Raw genomic sequence first — 19110 nt, forward strand, 5'->3', positions numbered from 1 at the left:
CCGCCAGCCCCAGCCGCGAGCGGTGATCGTAGCCGGGCGGACCCGGTCGGGAGACGTCATGAGCAGTGTGCGGACATCAGGAGAAGACGGGCTCCGTGGCCGCCTTGCGGGAAGCGAAGGAACTCAGCACGCCGGTCCTGGCCAGGCCCCGGGTGGCGAGCCAGGACAGCCCGCCGGCGATCACGGCACCGGAGATGGCGGTGAAAATGATGTAGGCGAGCTTGTCGCCGGCGGCGTACGCGATGTTCCAGCCCCACGGCAGGAACGAATCATTCAGCCCGCAGAACAGGCCGGCGCCGGCACCGGCCAGCAGCGACACCGGCAGGTTGAACTTCCTGTACATGAACGCGGCGAAGACCAGTTCGGCGCCGAGGCCCTGCAGGATGCCGGAGATGAGCACCGTGGTGCCGTACTGCGAGCCCATGATCAGCTCGCCGGCGGCGGCCACAGTCTCGCAGAACAGCGCGGCGCCCGGCTTGCGGATGATGAGCATGCCTAGAACGGCCGGGATCATCCAGCCGCCGGCATAAAGCCCGGTGAGCGGCGGGTAGAAGGCGTTGACGGGGGCGGAAATGAGGTTGGCGCCCTGGGACCAGGCCCAGAAGATCACGCCGCCGGCCACGGCGATCAACGCGGCCACCACAATGTCCACCACACGCCAGCTGTGGGTGCGCCGGGTGGGTGTCGTGGCAGAACCGGGGATGGCGGATTCGTGCTTGCCGGATTCGTGCTTGGCAGATGTATCAGTCATATCGTCCTCCTGAGGAACAGGAGGGGAGAGTGCCCCGGGTCCGCAGCTTCCGCTGCCGCTCCGTGCACTCTGAGAACTCGACTCCCTTGCGCCGGTACTAACCGGATCAGGTTCGAGGGTCTGCGGCTGTCCGCACTCTCAGCGCCCACCTGTGGTCTCCCCGGTTTCCCGGTGATGCCCGACGGCGGCGCTCCCCTGTCGTATCTAATATTGCCCTTGTGGGCGTGGCTTAGTTTACACCCGTGGGGCGTTGTTTTCCCGGGGCCGGCCGTCACAATCGGGCCTGCCGGAAGCGGTGTCCCGGAACGGCCTGCTTGGTAGAGTCGGCACAGCATCGGAACACCGGACGCCGCCACGGCCGGCTGGCAGGCGGCGGCCAACTAACGGAAGCTGAATCACGTGACGAACTCACCAGTGCCCTCCCCCGGCTACGACCCGGACTCCGCTGAACCGCAGCCGCACGGGTCCCTGGGTGCGCTCATCGGCCGCATCCTGGCGGAAATCGAGGAATTGCAGTTCCGGTCCTTCAGCAAGGACGACGCCCTGGACCTCGGGCTCCTGCTGGTGGAACTCGGCCGGCATCGCTCCCACCCGATCGCCATCGACATCACCAAAGGCGAGCAGGTGCTCTTCCATGCGGCGCTGGAGGGCGCCACCCCGGACAACGAACGCTGGATCAGGGCCAAGCAGCGCACGGCCGTGCGGTACGAAGTCCCCTCGCTGCTGGTGGGTCTTCGGGCCCGGGCGGCCGGGCGGAGGATCGAGGACAACGCCTGGTTCGACCAGCAGGAGTTTGCCGCCCACGGCGGCGCGTTCCCCATCTACCTGCGCGGCACCGGGATGATCGGCACCGTCACGGTGTCGGGGCTGCCGCAGAAAGCCGACCACGAACTGGTGGTCGAGGCCCTGTCGGAAATCCTCGGCCGCACTGCGTCTCTGGCTGGACCGTCGGGACGCTAGCTGCGCGTCGCCCCGGCCCCGCTGCGGGGTGTCCGCCCGGCCAGCCGGATCAGCGCAATCCCGACGGCCACGAACCAGACCCACATCAGCACGCCGTAGCCCCAGTAGAACTCCGGGACGGCATGCCGGAGCGCCTCCGCAACGACACCCAGGCCGCCGGTGGCGATCCCCAGCCACGCGAGGGACCGTGGCAGCACCCCTTTCAGCATGACAACGGATATCAGCAGGATGCCGAGCGCTGACAGGATGCCGACGACGGCTGGGGTGTTGTTCTCGGCGACGATCGCCTCGGCGGCGGTCGCGTAGCGGACCCGAGCGGCGTCGTCGGCCGCGCCGGCGTAACGGTCACTGAGGTACACGAACACGAGGGAGCCGCGGCTGGTGACCGGGACGGCGAGGATCAGCGCCCAGGACAGGGCGCCAATCACGGTAGCCAGCAGGGCCCGGCTTTTGTCGAGCGGGGCCAGGGCCACGAAGAGCGCCACGAACACGAGCACCGGCAGGATGTTCGGCACCATCCACAACAGCTGCTCGGCGATGTAGATCCCCTTGTTCCGCGCGATGAAGTCCAGCGTCGCGGCGCCTCCGTGGACCGGGGGCGGCGCGGCGAAGTCCAGCACCAGCGCGAGAACCAGGAGCACCACAAAGAGCACCGAGGCAATGCCGGCCCAGAAATAGAGCTGCCGCCAGGTCTGGCCGTCAGCCGCCGGGGCGGCCTGCGCGGCGCGGCCGGGCGATCGGGTTTGCGGCTTTTCCATGCTCGAAGTTACGTCCGGCCCGACTCAACCGACAGGGGCGTTGGTCCCGGCCCCGCGTCCCTGGCTGGACCGCCGGGCAAGGAACGTTAGGCTAGGGGAAGCCCTGTTTCCTCCCGCAAGGAGTTGCGAAGAATGAACATCTTCATCAAACTGCTCGGCACCGGCATCAGCCTGCTCGCCGGCTACGTCGGCACCAAGCTCGTTGACACCGTCTGGGAGAAATCCACGGGCAGCAAGCCGCCCAAGGGCCACGACGACGACGTTCCCACCACGCTGCGCTCGGCCCTGACCTTCGCCTTGATCTCGGCATCTGTCAGCGCCATCATCCAGGTCCTCGCCAACCGCGGCACCCAGCGCGCGGTGACCCGCTTCGCCAAGACTCAAGACCTGGTGTAAGGCGCCTGGTTTAGGGCGCATCGTCCAGGACACGTTCCTGACGACAGCGCTCACCGCCGGTCGGTGACCTCGTCGTCGTCGGTGAAACCGCGTGTGCCGGCGGCCTGCTGCACCACGGCCTCCAGTTCGTCCGTGCTGAGCAGTTCCGGGTGCAGGTGCTTCGTCCGGTAACCGGCCCGACCCACCATATGTGCGGAAACCGGCACGGTGAGGAGCTGGAAGATCCACGCCACCACCAGCACCGGCCACACCCACCAGGTGCGCATCTGGAGGCCCAAAGCGGACAGCAGCAGGAACAGCCCCAGCACCTGGGGCTTGGTGGCCGCGTGCATCCGCGTCATGAGGTCGGGGAAGCGGAGCAGGCCCACCGCGGCGGCGAGGGACATGAGGGCGCCGACCACCAGGAAGACCGCCGAGACGGCGTCGATCACGGTGTCGCCGGACAAGGTCTCAGGATTCACGGGGTTTCTCCCGCCGGTCGGCAACGAAGCGGGCCACGGTCACGGAGCCGACGAACCCGATGAGGGACACCGCCACCAGCAGCATGAGGTTGTTGAGGTGCCGGTTCACGGCCATGTCGATGCACAAGGCGGCACCCAGGATGGCCAGCAGCACGTCCGCGGCGAGCACCCGGTCCAGCAGCGACGGGCCCCGCGCGATCCGGATGATCGCTCCTCCGGCGGCCAGCGACAGCACCACCGCGGTCACGGTCAGGACGAGCTGCATCATGCGCCCACCTCCTGGTTGAGTGCGGACAGTTCGGCTTTGGTGCCCATGATCCTGATCAGCCCGGCCTCGGTGTCGCGGACGTCCTTGCGCAGCTGCGCGGCGTCGTCTGCGTTGCGGACGTTGATGCCGTGGATATAGAGCGTCGACGTGGAGCGGTCCACCTCCACCACCAGCGAGCCGGGGATCAGGGCGGTGACGTGACCGGTCGCGGTGACCAGCAGGTCCGAGTGGCTCCGGAGCGGGACGGCGATGACGGCGCTGACCACCTTGGGGCCCTTGGCCGCCGCGAGGTACAGGACCTGGAAGCTCGCTGCCACCACTTTGGCCAGGAACATCAGGGCGAACGGAACCGCCCGGAGCACGTTGAAGCGCCCGCCGAGTTCCACCGGCGGCAGGTAGAACAGCCGCGCCACGACGACGGCGATCAGGGCGCCGAAGAGCAGATTCCCGGGGCTGAAGTCCCGCCAGAGGGCGCCCCAGACAACCACAAGCCACACGAGCAGCGGAAGTTCCTGCCGCAGCGAGATTCGTTTGCGGCTCATTTTGAGACCTCCTGCGGCTCAGGCTGGGAGATCGCAGGAACCGGTGGGTCCTCGCCGAGGACCGCCTGGATGTACGCGGTGCGGTCCAGCATGTCGAAGGCGGACTGGTCGGCCACCTTGAACAGCGGCCCCGCGAAGACGGTCAGCCCGACGCCGAAGATCACCAGGCCCAGGGTGGAACCCACCATGGTCCGCGGCAGCAGCGTGACGTTGGTCTTCCCGGCCCGGTCCCCCGTGGCTGAATCCCCCGGGGCGGCCAGCAGGACGGGATCGGGGTGTTCGGCGTCCTCGGGCTTGCGCCAGAACGCGCGGTTCCAGACCCGGGCAATGGCCAGCAGCGTCAGCAGGCTGGTCAGTACTCCGCCGGCCACCAGGGCGTAGGCCAGCGGCGTTCCCAATTGCACACCGGCCTGCAGCAGCCCAAGTTTGCCGAGGAAACCCGAGAACGGCGGGATGCCGGCCAGGTTCATGGCCGGGACGAAGAACAGCACCGCCAGCAGCGGGGACAGCTTGGCGAGCCCGGCAAGGCGGTCCACGGAGGAACTCCCGCCCCGGCGTTCAATCAGGCCCGTCACCAGGAACAGGCTGGTTTGGATGGTGATGTGGTGCGCCACGTAGAAGACGGCGGCCCCCAGCCCCGCCACCGAGGACATCGCGAGCCCGAACACCATGTAGCCGATATGGCTGACCAGGGTGAAGGACAGGAGTCGTTTGATGTCGCTCTGTGCCAGGGCGCCCAGGATTCCCACGATCATGGTCAGCAAGGCGGCGACCATCAGCGGGGTATTGAAGGTGTCGCCCGGGAACAGCAGGGTTTCCGTGCGGACGATCGCGTAGACGCCCACCTTGGTGAGCAGGCCGGCGAACACCGCCGTGACCGGGGCAGGCGCCGTCGGGTAGGAGTCCGGGAGCCAGAAGGACAGCGGGAAAATGGCCGCCTTGATCCCGAACGCCACAAGGAGCATCACGTGCAGCAGGTTCTGCGTGCCCTGGTCGAGGTCGGCGAGCTTGACGGCGAGGTCGGCCATATTTATGGTGCCGGTGGCGCCATAGATCATCGCGATCGCGATCAGGAAGAGCACCGAGGACACCACCGAGACCACGAGGTAGGTCACGCCGGCCCGGATCCGTGGGCCCGTCCCGCCGAGGGTCATCAGCACGTAACTGGCGGTCAAGAGGATCTCGAACCCCACGTAGAGGTTGAACAGGTCCCCGGAGAGGAAGGCGTTGGACACCCCGGCCACCAGGATCAGGTAGGTGGGGTGGAAGATCGAGACCGGCGCGTCCCGGTCGCCGTCGGCCATGCCCTGCCCGGTGGCGTAGATCAGCACGGCGAGGCTCACGGAGGAGGACACCACCAGCATCAGCGAGGAGAACTGGTCCACCACCATCACGATGCCCCACGGCGGAAGCCAGCCGCCGATGTTGACCGCAGCCGTTCCGCCCTCCCAGACGGAGGCCAGCAGCCAGCACTCAAGCAGCAGCGTCACGGACAGGAGCGCGATGCTCACGGTCCGTTGCGCCCGCGGCTGCCGGATCAGCAGGAAGGTCAGGGCAGCGCCGAGGATGGGGAGGAGGACGGCGAGCGGGGCGAAACTGGCAATGTTCACTGTCCGCCTCCTTCCTTGTTCGGTGGAGTGACATTCAGCGACCCGGGCTGCTCCTCGGAGGCGGCCTTATCGGCGTCCAGCGTGCGGTCTGCGACCTGGACCGTGGCTTCGGCCCCGGCGGGAACGTCGGAGACCGATTGGCCGTCCGAGCCGATCATGGTCAGCGGGAACTCGGAGGTCTCCACCGGGATCACGGAGTCGTCCTCGACGTCGAAGCTGGGAGTCCTGGCCACGCGGCGGTCCTCGGCGTCGTCCTGGATTTCATCCTCGCGGGCCAGCACCCAGGTCCGGTAGATGATGCCGAGCATAAAGGCCGTGACGGCGAAGGAGATCACGATCGAGGTGAGGATCAGGGCCTGCGGCAGCGGATCGTTGTAATCACCGGCCGCCGTGTCCTTGCTGAACATGGGCGCCAGGCCGGCGTAGCCGCCGGTGGTCAAAATCAGCAGGTTGGTGGCGTTCGTGAGCAGCATCAGGCCCAGCAGGACCCGGGTCAGGCTGCGTTCCAGGAGCAGGTAGATGCCGCAGGCGTACAGGGCTCCCATGACCGTCAGCAGGGTCAGGTTGACGCTCATGCTTTCCCCTTGGCTGTGGTTTCGGCCGGGACTCCGCCGGGCTCCTGGTCGCCGGCCGGTTCCTCCGACTGTTCCTCGAAGTGTTCGTCGATCTCGGCGCCCAGGCTGCGCAGCACGTCCAGCGCCAGGCCGACGACGACCGTGTACACGCCGATGTCGAAGATCGTGGAGGTGACGAACTTGACGTCACCGAAGACCGGCAGCCAGAACTCGATGATGGCGCTCTGGAACACCTGGCCGCCCAGCAGCAGCGGCACCAGGCCGGAGGCCGCCGCGGTGGCGAGGCCAATGCCCAGCAGGGTTCCGGCGCTGACGGGCGAGGCTTCGCGCAGTTCGAAGCGCCCGCCGGCGAGGTAGCGGACGGTGAGCGCCAGACCCGCGGTGAGGCCGCCGGCGAAGCCGCCGCCGGGAAAGTTGTGGCCGGCCAGCAGCAGGTAGATGGAGAAGACAATGATGGAGTGGAAGATCAGGCGGGTGACGACCTCGAAGATGATCGAGCGGCGTTCCGGCGCCAGGGTTCGGCCGGCCACGATCCACGCGTCGCGGCTGGAGGCGGCGAACCGGCGGCTCATGGCCAGCGTGGCGTCGTCACGGGTGTTCCCGCGGCTGCCGCCGGGGCTGCGGCGTCCGACGGACCCCTCGGCCACGGTGGAGGAGGCGCGGATGCCTTCGCCGCGGCTCCGGACGAAGATCAGGCTGGCAACACCGGTGGCGGCCAGCGCGAGCACCGAGATTTCCCCGAAGGTGTCCCAGGCCCGGATGTCCACCAGTGTCACGTTGACAATGTTGAGTCCGCCGCCGCCCTCATACGCCAGCTTCGGGAATTCCAGGGATACCGGCGCGGCCACCCGGGCGCCGAGGGCGAAGATGGCGACGAACACCATGGTGATCCCGAAGGCGGCGCCGATGATCACGCGGACCACCCGGTATTTTCCGCCCGTCCGGTCGCGCAGTTCCGCCGGGAGGCTGCGCATGGCCAGGACGAAGGCCACCAGGATGATGGTTTCCACCAGCATCTGGGTCAGCGCGAGGTCCGGGGCGCCCTGCAGCGCGAACATCAGGGCGATGCCGTAGCCGGTGACGGACACCATCAGAACGGCCAGGAACCGCTTGTTGGCGCGTACCGCGGCCAGCGCCCCGATCACAATGCCGGCGCCCGCCACGATCTGCAGCGGGGAGTTGGGGTCAACGAAGTAAAGGTCTTCCGGCAGCGCCTTGTTGGCCAGGACCAGCGCCGTGAGCGGCAGGACGAACGCCACGGTCAGGATGACGGACAGGTAGAAGTACAGCGAACCGCGCTGGGTCCGGCCGGTGATCCAGACTGCGGCGTCGTCGAGCGCACCGATGGCCAACTGGTACGTGCGGTCGCCGTCGATCCAGCCGGGGACCAGGCCCTGGAGCCGGGAGACGGCGTTGCGGCCGAAGAACATGGCCAGGCCGAGGGCGAAGGTGAGGGCGGTCAGCCCCAGGGCCGGGGTCACTCCGTGCCACAACGCGAGGTGGCCGGCGGCGGCGGCCGGGTCTTCGCCGTCGGGCACGAACAGCGCCGCGTACGGCTGGACCCAGCCGTCCACCGGTGCCGGCCACAGCCCGTAGACGATCGTCAGCAGGCTCAGGACGGCGGGGGCGGCCAGGAAGGCCGGCTTGATCGGTTTGAACGGGGTGGACTCGACGCCGGGCTTGACGGCGAAGGCGCCCCACATGAACCGGGCGCTGTAGGCGAAGGTCAGGATGGAGCCCAGGACCAGGCCGACGAGGATCAGCAGCCCCCACGGGCCGGCGCCAGAGCCGGTGCCGTAGTGGACGAAGGCCTCGAAGACCGATTCCTTCGCGACGAAGCCGGCCAGCGGCGGGATGCCGGCCATTGAGGCGGCACCAATGGCGGCCACGATGGCGAGGGCCCGGGAGGAACGGTAGACGCCCGAGAGCTTGCGGATGTCGCGGGTTCCGGCCTGGTGGTCAATGATGCCGACCACCAGGAAGAGGGTGGCCTTGAACAGTCCGTGGGCGAGGAGCAGGCCGAGGCCGGCAAGGGCCGCGTCGGGTTTGCCGAGCCCCACGACCATGGTCAGGAAGCCGAGCTGGCTGACCGTGCCATACGCCAGGATGAGCTTGATATCGGTCTGCCGCAGCGCCCGGTAGCCGCCGACCAGCATGGTGGCCAGGCCGAGGCCGAGCACCACCGGCAGCCAGTACGGGGTGTCCGCAAATCCTGGCGCCAGCCGCGCCACGAGGTAGATACCGGCCTTCACCATGGCTGCGGCGTGCAGGTAGGCACTCACCGGCGTGGGAGCGGCCATGGCGCCGGGGAGCCAGAAGTGGAACGGGACAAGCGCCGATTTGGTGATCGCACCCATCAAAATGAGGACGACGGCGGCAGCCACGGCTCCCGNCCCGCCGCGGGCCCGGTGACGAGGGTTGGCGCCAGCTCGAGGATGGCCGAGATCCGGTAGGTCCCGGCGTTGAAACCGAGGATGATCAGGCCCACCAGCATGGCAAGGCCGCCGGCGGTGGTGACGATGAGGGCCTGCAGAGCGGAGCGCCGCGCTGAGAGCCTGGTCCGGGCGTAGCCGATCAGCAGGTAGGACAGGACCGTGGTCAGTTCCCAGAAGATGAACATCAGGAGCAGGTCATCTGCCGTCACCAGGCCGAACATCACCCCGGCGAAGGCCAGCAGCTGGGCACCGAATCCGCCGAGGTTGTCGTCCTTGTCCTTGAAGTACCGGGCGCAGTAGACCAGGACCAGCGCACCCACGCCCAGGACGAGCAGGGACATGACCCAAGCCAGGGCGTCCATCCGGAACGCGAGCTCCATCTTCAGCTCGGGGATCCAGGGCAGGACTTCGGCGACGGCGCTGGCAGCGCCGTCCGGGGGTGCCCCGGCGCCGGCATAGACGGCGCCGTGCTGCAGGATCAGCCAGACAAACGAGCCTGCGGGCACCGCAGCGAGGGCGTAAAACGAATTCCGGCCGAACTTCCGGAAGAGAAATGGCGCCACAGCAGCCACCGCAAAGTGCACGGCAAGGACTGTGATCACTGGTATCTCCGCAACGTCAGGGTTTCGATTGTCAAAAAGTTGGAGCAGGCGGCGCATTCGTTAGGTTCAGTCCGGACAGTTTACCAAGCGTTGACAAATTCTTTTGGTACGGTGCGTCGGGTCGTGCGCGCTGTGCGGATAACATTCACGCTATGAACTCCGCTGCTGCCCCCGAGGCCATGCGTCCCGCGTCGGAACTGGAATCCGGACACCCGACCTCCCACAAGGGGCGCATCCTCGCGTGGGCGGCCTGGGACTGGGGCTCGGCCGCCTTCAATGCGGTCATGACCACGTTCGTGTTCACCGTGTATCTGACCTCCAAGGCCTTCGGCGGCGAGGACCAGGCGTCCGCGGTCCTGGGCGGCGCACTGGCCATCGCCGGTGCGGCGATCGCGCTCCTGGCACCCGTCACCGGGCAGCGCTCGGATACCGGGGGGCGCCGGAAGCTCTGGCTGGGGGTCAACACCGCCGCCGTTGCGCTCCTGACCGCCCTGTGCTTTTTCGTCTTCCCGCGCCCGGAGTTCCTGCTGCTCGGGGTGACTCTGATTGCGCTGGGGAACGTGTTCTTCGAGTTTGCTGGCGTGAACTACAACGCCATGCTCGCCCAGATCTCCACCCCGCAGAACATCGGCAAGGTCAGCGGCTTCGGCTGGGGCATGGGCTACCTCGGCGGCATCGTGGCGCTGCTGATCGTGCTCCAGCTCTTTGTCCAGCCCAGCTTCGAATGGTTCGGCGGCTCGACGGAGGACGGCCTCAATATCCGCCTGGTCGCGGTGTTCTCGGCCTTGTGGTTCTTGATCTTTGCGTTGCCCGTGCTGTTCGCCGTGCCGGAACTTCCCAAGGCCCAGCAGGGCGCCGGCCTGGGATTCCTGGCGTCCTACGGCCTCCTGGTGCGTCGGATCAAGGCGATTTACCGGACCAGCCCGCACACCATCTACTTCCTGCTCGCGAGTGCCGTGTTCCGGGACGGGCTGGCCGCCGTGTTCACCTTCGGCGGCATCATCGCCGCGGGAACATTCGGCTTCGAACTCAAGGACGTCATCTTCTTCGCGATCTTCGGGAACGTCGTTGCCGCCGCGGGTGCCATCGCGGGCGGCTTCCTCGACGACCGGATCGGGCCGAAGGCGGTCATCACCGGTTCGCTGGTGGGGCTGCTGGCCTCCGGCTCCATGATCCTGGTCCTCGGCAACGGAGACTATTCCTTCTTCGGCGTGGACTGGGCCGGCACCACCACGTTCTGGATCTTTGGCCTGTTCCTGTGCCTCTTCGTGGGGCCGGCGCAGTCCTCCTCGCGGGCCTACCTGGCCCGGCTTGCCCCGCACGGCGAATCCGGCGAGCTGTTTGGCCTCTACGCCACCACAGGCCGGGCCGTCAGTTTCCTCGCCCCCGCACTCTTTACGCTGTGCATAGCGGTCGCTGCCCCGCTGGTGGCACCCGGCGAGGCACAGCGCTGGGGCATCCTCGGCATCATGGTGGTGCTCCTGGCCGGGCTGCTGCTCCTGCTCCCCGTCAAGGCACCGGACAAGACCGAAATCGCCGTCGTCCCCGCGGCCTGAAGCTGCCCGGAATCCCACGCAGCGCACTAGGCTGGAGGCATGAACGTGGATGAAACAGACCTCCCGGGACTCGGCCGGCGCAAGGACTTCATGACCGCCTCCGGGCGGCGGATCGGCGTCGTGGAATACCGCGAAGGCCAAACCGAACTGATCGTATCGACATGGGACGATCCGGACACCTGCCAGGCGTCCATTCCGCTGACGGCCGACGAGGCCGCCGCCCTCGGAAACCTGCTGGGCGGCCAGCGGCTGGCCATGCAGCTCTCCGAAGCGCACCGCGAGGTTCCGGGCATCGTCACCCGGCAGTTCTCCATCGCCGCCGGCTCCCCGTTCCACAACCAGCCGATGGGCAAAGCCGCCATCCGGACCCGGAGTGGCGCCTCGATCGTCGCGATCATGCGTGAAGGCGAAGTGCTTCCCTCACCGGGACCTGACGTCGTCCTGCACCCCGGAGATCTCCTCGTAGCAGTGGGAACCCAAGAAGGCCTGGACACGGCGGCCGGCATCCTGCGCAACGGCTGACGGTATGGATCCGCTCGCACTGACCCTGATTGAACTTGGGGCCGTCGTCTTCTGCCTCGGCCTGCTGGCGAGGCTGGCCGGGCGGATCGGCATGTCCCCCATTCCCCTGTACCTCATCGGCGGCCTGTTCTTCGGGGCAGGCGGCCTGGTGAAACTCGAAGGAATGCACGAGTTTGCGCACCTCTCGAGCGAGATCGGCGTCATCCTCCTCCTGCTTATGCTTGGATTGGAATATACAGCGGCCGAACTCGTCACGGGGCTGCGACGCTCCTGGCAAGCCGGCGTCCTGGACCTCGTCCTGAACTTCCTCCCGGGTGCCCTGCTCGCGGTCCTGCTGGGCTGGGGGATCGTCGGAGCGATGGTGATGGGCGGCGTCACCTACATTTCGTCCTCGGGGATCGCCGCGAAGGTGATTACGGACCTGGGGCGGATCGGCAACCGCGAGACTCCGGTGGTGCTCTCGATCCTCGTGTTCGAGGACCTGGCCATGGCGGTCTACCTGCCGATCCTGACCGCGACGCTGGCCGGCGTCAGCTTCGTCGTCGGGCTGCAGACCGTGGGGATCTCGCTCGCCGTCGTCACCGTGGTGCTGCTCGTGGCACTGCGGCACGGGCACCACGTGTCCAAGGCAGTCCACAGCGAGAACTCCGAGGTGTTCCTGCTCAACCTGCTCGGCGCCGCGCTGCTGGTGGCCGGGCTGGCGGCCGCCATGCAGGTGTCAGCGGCGGTGGGAGCCTTTATGCTCGGAATCGCCATTTCGGGCGCCACTGCGCACAGCGCCACCCGGATCCTGGAGCCGTTGCGGGACCTCTTCGCGGCCATCTTCTTCGTGGTCTTTGGCCTCAACACGGACCCCACCACCATCCCGCCCGTGCTCGGCTGGGCCCTTCTCCTGGCCATCGTCACCGCGGCCACCAAGATGCTCACGGGGATCTGGGCGGCGAAGCGCGCCGGGATCGGAGTGCCGGGTCGTTTCCGCGCCGGCGCCGCGCTGATCGCCCGCGGGGAATTCTCGATCGTTATCGCCGGGCTCGCCGTCGCCTCAGGTGTGGTCCCGCAGGAGCTCGCGGCCCTGGCCACCGCCTATGTGCTGATTATGGCCGTGACGGGCCCGCTCGCCGCCCGGTTCGTGGAGCCGGTGGTGGCGATGCTGCGCCGGCCCGCGAAAACGCGGACGGTCCGGACAGCGGACGGGATCTAGATGTCCGTGCGGTGGAAGTTCAGGTGGCTGCGGCTCGCCGTCGGGCCGCGCTGGCCCTGGTAGCGGTTGCCGTACTCGCCGGAGCCGTACGGGTGCTCAGCGGCAGAAGTGAGCCGGAAGAAGCACAACTGGCCGATCTTCATGCCCGGCCACAGCTTGATCGGCAGCGTCGCCATGTTGGACAGCTCAAGGGTCACGTGCCCGGAGAAGCCCGGATCGATGAACCCTGCCGTCGAGTGCGTGAGCAGGCCCAGCCGGCCCAGCGAGGACTTGCCCTCAAGCCGGGCGGCGATATCGTCGGGGAGCGTCACTGTCTCGTAGGTGGAGCCCAGCACGAATTCCCCGGGATGAAGAATAAACGGTTCGCCGGCCTCAACCTCCACCAGACGGGTCAGCTCGGGCTGTTCCTCCGCCGGGTCAATATGGGCGTACTTGTGGTTGTCGAAGAGCCTGAAGAATTTGTCGATCCGGACGTCAACCGACGATGGCTGAACCATGGCGGGGTCGAACGGCTCCAGAATGATCCGTTGGGAATTGATTTCGGTACGAATGTCGCGGTCAGAGATCAGCACACGTTCAAATTACCGTACTCGCCGTGGACAAACGTGCGCGGGGCCAGTGTTACAGCTCTGCTGTTACTGCTCTGCCTGCTCCTCGAGGACCGACTTGAGCTGCTCCAGCTGGCAGACTTCCGCCTTCATGCGGCGGCGGAAGGGGGACTTCAGCCGGGCCAGGAGTCCCCGGGGCTCGCATTCCAGGGCAAAGCGGACCCGGGTGCTGGCGCCTTCCGTGCTCAGGTAGTAGCCGCCGCGCGTCCGCCCGGGCCCGGCGAGGACCTTGTACTGGATCTCCGCCCCGGGCCGCGCCTCGGTGATCTCGAAGTCGCCGCAGATTATCCGCCCGCCCGGCGCGGCGATGGTTTGCCGGTAAACGGCGCCCTTGGACCCGGCAGCGCCCGATTCCAGTTCAATGCTGCGGACACCGGTGCGCCAGCTGGGCAGGTTGCGGGCGTCGACCAGGAAGTCATACACGCTCCTGGCATCCCGTTGGATGACGACGTCGTACTCTGCGATGGCCACGGAAATCCTTGCTGGGCGGACGGCTGATGGGCGTAGCCCGCTTCCCCGGAACTGCAGCTAACTCCTTCAGGATAGACAGCAAGGCCCGCCCCGCGCGGCTGCGGGGCGGGCCTTTATCGAAGAGTTATGGGGCTGACCGGGCTGTGTACCGCTCCGTAACTCGTCCGCAGGGGCTGACGCAGGGCCTACTTCTCGGTCAGTTTCGGCCAGCGCACGATCACCTCCTGGGCGCCCCGGGGTCGGCTGGGGAACGCCACTTCATGCGGGCCTGGGCCGATGCACCGGAGCAGGAACGGACTGCCGCCCATTTGACGCGAATGGCCGCTCTGCGGGCCTGCCTAGCGTCTATTTGTGGCTAACGGAGGAGCGCGCCGCCCCGCGACGTCACCGGCGCGACGTGTTCGGCGAACGCCCGTGGCTGGGGTAAGGTAAATCTCGTTGTTCCCCGGGACCAAGTCCAGCATTCCGGACGGTCCCACTGCGGCTGTAGCTCAATGGTAGAGCGCTAGCTTCCCAAGCTTGATACGCGGGTTCGATTCCCGTCAGCCGCTCCAATCCCCGGCCGCAACTCCGCCCGGCGGCCCCCGGGGCTGTTAGGCCCCTACCTGTATCGTTCGAAGTCAGGAACCTCTCCGGTTCCGCTACAGGAGCGATCATGGCTGACAAATCCCCCCGCCAAGCAGCATCCAAGAAATCCGGCAAATCCATCAAGGAAAAGCGGGCCGACAAGAGGACCGCCGCAGCGCCGCCCAGCTCCCTGGACAAGGCCACCAGCTCCAAGCCGGCGAGTCCCAAAAAGAAGTGAGCGGCACCATGAGCCACCTCACCCTCGGAGTCCTTGCCAGCACGCGAAAACCTGACGAGCGGCGCCTCCCGATCCACCCCCTCCACACGGACCGCATTGCCCCGGAACTCCGGCAGCAGCTGATCCTCGAGGAGGGCTACGGCGAGCGCTTCGGCGTCTCGGACGAGCACCTGGCACCGCTCGTGGGGCGCATCGTCCCGCGTGCGCAGCTGCTGGCCGAGGCCGACGTCGTCCTCCTGCCCAAGCCGCAGCCTGATGACCTCGCCGAACTGCGGGACGGGCAGGTCCTCTGGGGCTGGCCGCACTGCGTCCAGGACCGGGCCATCACCCAGCTGGCGATCGACAAGAAACTCACGCTAATCGCCTTCGAAGCGATGAACCACTGGGCCAGCGACGGGGGCTTCGGCCTGCACGTGTTCCACAAAAACAATGAGCTGGCCGGCTACTGCTCGGTGCTGCACGCCCTGGCCCTGACAGGTTCCACCGGGGACTACGGCCGCCGGCTGAGCGCCGTCGTGATCGGCTTCGGCGCCACGGCCCGTGGCGCGGTCACGGCCCTGAACGCCCACGGCGTCCATGACGTCCAGGTGCTGACCAACCGCGGGGTTGCCGCGGTGGGCTCCCCCATCCATTCGGTGCGGATCGCGCAGTTCGACCACGACGACAAGGCGCCGTTCCTCAGCGAGGTCATCACCGAGCGCGGCCGCGTGCCGCTCGCACCGTTTTTGGCTGAGAGCGACATCGTGGTCAACTGCACCCTCCAGGACCCGAACGCGCCGCTGACGTACCTGCGCACCGAGGATCTGGACGCCTTCCGGCCCGGCAGCCTGATCGTGGACGTGTCCTGCGACGAGGGCATGGGCTTCAGCTGGGCGAAGACCACCACGTTTGCCGCGCCGATGTTCAAGGTCGGGGACCACATCGACTACTACGCGGTGGACCACAGCCCCTCCTACCTGTGGAATTCGTCCAGCTGGGAAATCAGCGAGGCGCTGCTGCCGTTCCTGGAAACCGTGATCACCGGCCCCGAGGCCTGGGCCGCGAACGAGACCATCCGCCGCGCGATCGAAATCCGCGACGGCGTCATCCTCAATCCGGATGTGCTGCAGTTCCAGAAGCGCGAGGCGGAGTACCCGCACGTACCGTTGGCAGGATAGCCAAAGCTAGGGTGTGGCGGCTGCGGGCCGCCCGCCCGGGCACGTCCCCCGGCCGGCACCCTTGCGGACAATCGTCACGAGCCGCCGCCGGTCCTTCAGGTCCACCTTGAGCATCAGCTGGTCGCGGCGCGCCAGCACGACGGCGACCGCCGCCGCGGCCAGCGCCGGCACCCCGCCGGAAACCATGATGGCCGTTTGCGGATCCACATGCTCGGCCAGCCAGCCGATCATCGGCCCGCCAATGGCCTGCCCGCCGATCAGCACCATGATGTACAGGCTCATGACGCGTCCCCGGATGGCCATGTTGGAGCTGATCTGGACCAGCTGGTTGGCGGCGGTCAGGAACATCAGGCACCAGAACCCGGCCAGCACCATCGCCGCCCCGAACCACACCATGGAAGGCGCCATCGCGGCCAGGCAGAGCATGAGCCCGTACATTCCGGCTCCCAGCATCACTGAACGCAGCCGCAGTTCACGCCGGCGGGCGGAAGTGATGGCCCCGGCCAGCGCCCCAAGGGCCACCAGCGCGTTGAGCAGTCCGTAGCCCCCGGCGCCGACGTCGTACACGTGGTCCGCGAAAGCGGCCAGCAGCACCGGCAGGCTCATCGCGAACACCGCGACGAAGCCGGCCATCAGCCACGGCCAGTAGATGGTGGGTTTGCTCAGCGCGTAGTTCAGCCCTTCGCGCAGCATCCCCTTGCGTTTGGGCACCGGGGCGCTGATGTACAGCTGGTCCTTCCGCAGCGTGAGCAGCATAGCGACGGTGAAGCAGCAGGCGACGGCGTTCGCGGCGAACGCCCAGCCGGCGCCCACCGCCGTGAGCAGCAGCCCGGCGAGCGCCGGACCGATCAGGCCGCCGAGCTGGAACGTCGTGGAGTTCACGCTGATGGCGTTCCGGAGGTAGGCCGGGCCGACGAGTTCGTTGACGAAGACCTGCCGTGCGGGCTGGTCCAGCACAGTGACCAGGCCAAGGACGAGGGCGATCGCGTACACGTGCCAGACCTCGATCCGCTGGCTCAGCGCGAGCACCGCGAGGATGGCTGCCAGCACAGCGGCCACTGACTGGCACAGCATCAGGATCTTCCGCTTCGCGAAGCGGTCCGCCATCATGCCCGCCCACGGGCCCAGGAACAGCGAGGGCAGGAACTGCAGGGCCACGGTGATCCCGACGGCGGTGACGGAACCGGAGAGCTGGAGCACCAGCCAGTCCTGGGCGATCCGCTGCATCCAGAGGGCGATCACGGCGATGAAGTGGCCGGTCGCGAAGATCCGGAAATTGCGGACCTTAAGCGAGATAAAGGTATGGCGCCACGGCAGGCGCTGGGAGACGACGGCGATGGGCTGGGTAACGGTGTCCGGCAGGGCAGTGACGTTGGCCTCGAACGGCGGTGGGGGTGCCACAGAAAGTCCTCAAGGGAGCGGGTGAGCGGGAATGCCTTAACGCTAAGCTGGCCGCAACAGATTGTGGAAGCTTATTCACCGCATAACTCGCATTACGAAACGCAATGCGGCGCGACAGCGCCGCAGCTCAGGAGACCGCATGTTCGAACCCGCCCAGCTGCGCTCCTTCCTGGCCGTGGCCGAAACACTGAGCTTCACCAAGGCCGCTGAACGGCTGGGCCTCGCGCAGCCGACCGTCAGCCAGCACGTCCGCAAGCTCGAGACCGCCGCGAAACGGGTGCTCGTGGCACGCGACACCAGGGATGTACGCCTGACCGACAACGGGGACGCCATGGCCGGCTTCGCCCGCAGCATCCTGTCTGCGCACGACGCCGCCTCCCGCTACTTTTCCGGATCGGCGATGCGTGGCAGGCTGCGCTTCGGCACGGCGGACGACCTCGCGATCACCGGCCTGCCAAGGATCCTGCGGGAGTTCCGGCAGGTCTACCCGCAGATCAATCTGGAACTCACTGTGGGCCAAAGCGACCAGCTCTACAAGCGCCTCAACGCCGGCCAGCTGGACCTTGTGTTCGTCAAGTGGGTGGCCGGGGCCAAGGACGGCACGGTGGTGCAGCAGGACTCCTTCGCCTGGGTGGGCCTGGAGCAGACCTCGCTGGACCCGGCCGAGCCCGTGCCGCTCATTGCCTACCCCGCCCCGAGCCTGAGCCGGAAGCTGGCCATCGACGCTCTTGAATCCGCGGGCCGGACCTGGCGGATCACATGCACCACCCGGCAGATCAGCGGTGTGCTGGCCGCGGTCCGGGCCGGCATTGGCGTGGCGGTCATGCCGTCCTCGCTGGTGCCGGACGACCTGAAGATCATCACGCGGCGCTTCGACCTGCCCCCGGTGGGCGACGTCGATTTCACCCTGATCCGCAACCCGCTGGCCAACACTGAGGTGATCGAGGCCCTGACCCAGACGATCGCGGGCCGGACCCTGAAGCGCTCCGCCTGAAATGGCTGCGTACCCGGGGATGTACCTACTCGGATTGCGTACTTACGCATACCATTGATCCACTCGGATTCGTGACATATCCTGAGTGTGTTGAAGGTCAAGCAGAGGCCTGTGACAACGATTCGAATAACGAACGCTGTCCTTTGTGGCTGCCGCACGGCGACCCTCCGGAGGCGTTCGGGATAGGCCGACAATGACGCCAGCCATTAACCGTCCGCACACCCCCTCTCTACCGGCATCCCGCAGCCTCAAGACTGTGGGCCCGCTCTCCCAGGCAGTGCAGCGCGGCGCCGCCGCGCACCACCCCAGCCGCGGACGCCTGGACCCGCATCCCACAACCCTCGTTGAGGCCGAATACGTCGGCAGCCCGTACTGCGAACGCTGCGGGACGGACGAGTTCATCTACCTTGAGACTTTTGTCCCTGCCACGCACCACAGGGACGGCTCCATTAACAAACTGGGCGAAGTCACGTACTTCTGCTCCGGTTGCGACGACTTCTCCGCGCACGCCGTGCCGGCCTCGTGGGTTCCACCCGGCTGGTACTTCGGCTAAGCCGGCGGGCTCAGGCCCACCAAAGACCACGAGCCGGGCGACCACTATTGGAGGGTGGCCGTCCGGCTCGCTTTTTTGCCCCGAGGGTGTGTCGCCTGCGCGTCGCCCCCTGCGCGGGGGCCTAGATCAGTCCGTCCGAAATGTGGTTCGGGGTACCGAAACGGTGCGCCGTGATGCTGATGGCCTGCTCGTGCAGGAACGGCAGCAGCTCAACGCGTCCGGCTTCGGTGACCGGGTGGAAGTACACCGCCAGGTCGGGACGTCCGCCGGTCGCCTCGGCCAGTGCCTTGGCGTTGCCGCCAATGAGCCTGATCCGTGAGGTCGAGAGCCTGGACGCACCGGCGAGCTTGCCCGCGGCGGCCAGCCAGTCGGCGTCGTTCTCCACGGTGACATCGATGCCGAGGCCGGAGAACACGGTGCGCAGCTGGGCGGGGAGTTCGACGGCGGTGGACACCGTCAGGGCCGAGCCCGCCAGGATACCCGC

General features: G+C 67.4%; 21 protein-coding genes, 1 tRNA gene, 1 pseudogene and 1 riboswitch (2 of these 24 running past the window's edge). Of the genes and pseudogenes, 10 read left to right on the forward strand and 13 right to left on the reverse strand.

From position 1 onward, the window contains the following. Both K789_RS22615 and K789_RS0107930 read right to left on the reverse strand, forming a co-directional pair. Positions 1-60, reverse strand: part of the annotated coding region (locus K789_RS22615) for an ATP-binding cassette domain-containing protein (protein WP_035739406.1) (this coding region is incomplete at its 3' end). 230 nt of the annotated region lie to the left of the window's left edge; 60 of its 290 annotated nt are in view. A gap of 16 nt (positions 61-76) precedes the next feature. After that, entirely contained in the window at positions 77-751 is a 675-nt protein-coding gene (locus tag K789_RS0107930) for an ECF transporter S component (protein ID WP_024366293.1), read from the reverse strand. 65 nt (positions 752-816) lie between these two features. Next, a riboswitch (TPP riboswitch) is annotated at positions 817-958 on the reverse strand. A 192-nt stretch (positions 959-1150) separates the two neighbouring features. Here K789_RS0107930 and K789_RS0107935 point away from each other — a divergent pair. Continuing rightward, complete coding sequence (locus tag K789_RS0107935) at positions 1151-1711, forward strand: heme-degrading domain-containing protein (RefSeq protein WP_035739408.1); 561 nt, start codon at positions 1151-1153, stop codon at positions 1709-1711. Here K789_RS0107935 and K789_RS0107940 read toward each other — a convergent pair. After that, entirely contained in the window at positions 1708-2469 is a 762-nt protein-coding gene (locus tag K789_RS0107940; protein WP_024366295.1) for a DUF4386 family protein, read from the reverse strand. The genes K789_RS0107935 and K789_RS0107940 overlap by 4 nt on opposite strands. 132 nt (positions 2470-2601) lie before the next feature. Here K789_RS0107940 and K789_RS0107945 point away from each other — a divergent pair, with 132 nt between their 5' ends. After that, positions 2602-2865 (forward strand): DUF4235 domain-containing protein, encoded by a 264-nt coding sequence (locus K789_RS0107945; protein WP_024366296.1) that lies wholly within the window; start codon positions 2602-2604, stop codon positions 2863-2865. Positions 2866-2915: 50 nt separating this feature from the next. Here the strand turns inward: K789_RS0107945 and mnhG are convergent, their stop codons facing one another. The 6 genes and pseudogenes from mnhG to K789_RS22620 all read right to left on the reverse strand — a co-directional run bounded on the left by mnhG (position 2916) and on the right by K789_RS22620 (position 9358). Beyond that, entirely contained in the window at positions 2916-3326 is a 411-nt protein-coding gene (gene mnhG / locus K789_RS0107950; protein WP_024366297.1) for a monovalent cation/H(+) antiporter subunit G, read from the reverse strand. Continuing rightward, a complete protein-coding gene (locus tag K789_RS0107955) occupies positions 3316-3594 on the reverse strand; it encodes a monovalent cation/H+ antiporter complex subunit F (protein ID WP_024366298.1) in 279 nt (92 codons plus the stop codon). The genes mnhG and K789_RS0107955 overlap by 11 nt, the downstream gene beginning before the upstream one ends. After that, entirely contained in the window at positions 3591-4136 is a 546-nt protein-coding gene (locus K789_RS0107960; protein WP_024366299.1) for a Na+/H+ antiporter subunit E, read from the reverse strand. The genes K789_RS0107955 and K789_RS0107960 overlap by 4 nt, the downstream gene beginning before the upstream one ends. Continuing rightward, positions 4133-5746, reverse strand: a complete 1614-nt coding sequence (locus K789_RS0107965) for a Na+/H+ antiporter subunit D (protein WP_024366300.1) — start codon at positions 5744-5746, stop codon at positions 4133-4135. Before K789_RS0107965 ends, K789_RS0107960 begins: the two co-directional genes overlap by 4 nt. After that, positions 5743-6321 (reverse strand): Na(+)/H(+) antiporter subunit C, encoded by a 579-nt coding sequence (locus tag K789_RS0107970; RefSeq protein ID WP_024366301.1) that lies wholly within the window; start codon positions 6319-6321, stop codon positions 5743-5745. The genes K789_RS0107965 and K789_RS0107970 overlap by 4 nt, the downstream gene beginning before the upstream one ends. After that, a pseudogene (locus tag K789_RS22620) lies at positions 6318-9358 on the reverse strand (Na+/H+ antiporter subunit A). The gene K789_RS0107970 and the pseudogene K789_RS22620 overlap by 4 nt, the downstream one beginning before the upstream one ends. A gap of 152 nt (positions 9359-9510) precedes the next feature. On the opposite strand from K789_RS22620, the gene K789_RS0107980 reads away from it, so the two are divergent. The 3 genes from K789_RS0107980 to K789_RS0107990 are packed head-to-tail and all read left to right on the forward strand — an operon-like array spanning position 9511 to position 12637. Then, positions 9511-10914 (forward strand): MFS transporter, encoded by a 1404-nt coding sequence (locus K789_RS0107980; protein WP_024366302.1) that lies wholly within the window; start codon positions 9511-9513, stop codon positions 10912-10914. A gap of 39 nt (positions 10915-10953) precedes the next feature. Then, positions 10954-11436 (forward strand): cation:proton antiporter regulatory subunit, encoded by a 483-nt coding sequence (locus tag K789_RS0107985; RefSeq protein ID WP_024366303.1) that lies wholly within the window; start codon positions 10954-10956, stop codon positions 11434-11436. A gap of 4 nt (positions 11437-11440) precedes the next feature. Further along, entirely contained in the window at positions 11441-12637 is a 1197-nt protein-coding gene (locus K789_RS0107990; RefSeq protein ID WP_024366304.1) for a cation:proton antiporter, read from the forward strand. On the opposite strand, the gene dcd is transcribed toward K789_RS0107990, so the two are convergent. Together dcd and K789_RS0108000 are read right to left on the reverse strand one after the other, a co-directional pair. Continuing rightward, complete coding sequence (dcd, locus tag K789_RS0107995) at positions 12634-13209, reverse strand: dCTP deaminase (protein ID WP_024366305.1); 576 nt, start codon at positions 13207-13209, stop codon at positions 12634-12636. The genes K789_RS0107990 and dcd overlap by 4 nt on opposite strands. Positions 13210-13272: 63 nt before the next feature. After that, positions 13273-13716 carry an SRPBCC family protein gene (locus K789_RS0108000; RefSeq protein ID WP_024366306.1) on the reverse strand — a complete coding sequence of 148 codons (444 nt, stop codon included), beginning with the start codon at positions 13714-13716 and terminating at the stop codon, positions 13273-13275. A gap of 480 nt (positions 13717-14196) precedes the next feature. Here K789_RS0108000 and K789_RS0108010 point away from each other — a divergent pair. From K789_RS0108010 to K789_RS0108020, 3 genes are all read left to right on the forward strand, one after another. Next, positions 14197-14270, forward strand: a tRNA-Gly gene (locus tag K789_RS0108010). A gap of 101 nt (positions 14271-14371) precedes the next feature. Beyond that, complete coding sequence (locus K789_RS25615) at positions 14372-14521, forward strand: hypothetical protein (protein WP_192815748.1); 150 nt, start codon at positions 14372-14374, stop codon at positions 14519-14521. A gap of 8 nt (positions 14522-14529) precedes the next feature. Then, on the forward strand, positions 14530-15678 hold the full coding sequence (locus K789_RS0108020; protein WP_035739410.1) for a N(5)-(carboxyethyl)ornithine synthase: 1149 nt from the start codon (positions 14530-14532) through the stop codon (positions 15676-15678). A 6-nt stretch (positions 15679-15684) separates the two neighbouring features. Here the strand turns inward: K789_RS0108020 and K789_RS0108025 are convergent, their stop codons facing one another. After that, positions 15685-17079, reverse strand: a complete 1395-nt coding sequence (locus K789_RS0108025) for an MFS transporter (RefSeq protein WP_024366308.1) — start codon at positions 17077-17079, stop codon at positions 15685-15687. A 139-nt stretch (positions 17080-17218) separates the two neighbouring features. On the opposite strand from K789_RS0108025, the gene K789_RS0108030 reads away from it, so the two are divergent. Further along, positions 17219-18073, forward strand: coding sequence for a LysR substrate-binding domain-containing protein (locus K789_RS0108030; RefSeq protein ID WP_024366309.1), 855 nt, complete (start codon positions 17219-17221; stop codon positions 18071-18073). A 193-nt stretch (positions 18074-18266) separates the two neighbouring features. Continuing rightward, positions 18267-18626, forward strand: coding sequence for a hypothetical protein (locus K789_RS0108035; protein WP_029704742.1), 360 nt, complete (start codon positions 18267-18269; stop codon positions 18624-18626). A gap of 121 nt (positions 18627-18747) precedes the next feature. Here the strand turns inward: K789_RS0108035 and K789_RS0108040 are convergent, their stop codons facing one another. Beyond that, positions 18748-19110, reverse strand: partial view of a bifunctional proline dehydrogenase/L-glutamate gamma-semialdehyde dehydrogenase gene (locus K789_RS0108040; protein ID WP_024366311.1) — the final stretch only. 3159 nt of this gene lie beyond the right edge of the window; the window shows 363 of its 3522 coding nt (coding positions 3160-3522); its start codon lies off the right edge, out of view; the stop codon is at positions 18748-18750.

It is taken from the genome of Arthrobacter sp. TB 26, assembly GCF_000427315.1.
Lineage (GTDB): Bacteria > Actinomycetota > Actinomycetes > Actinomycetales > Micrococcaceae > Arthrobacter.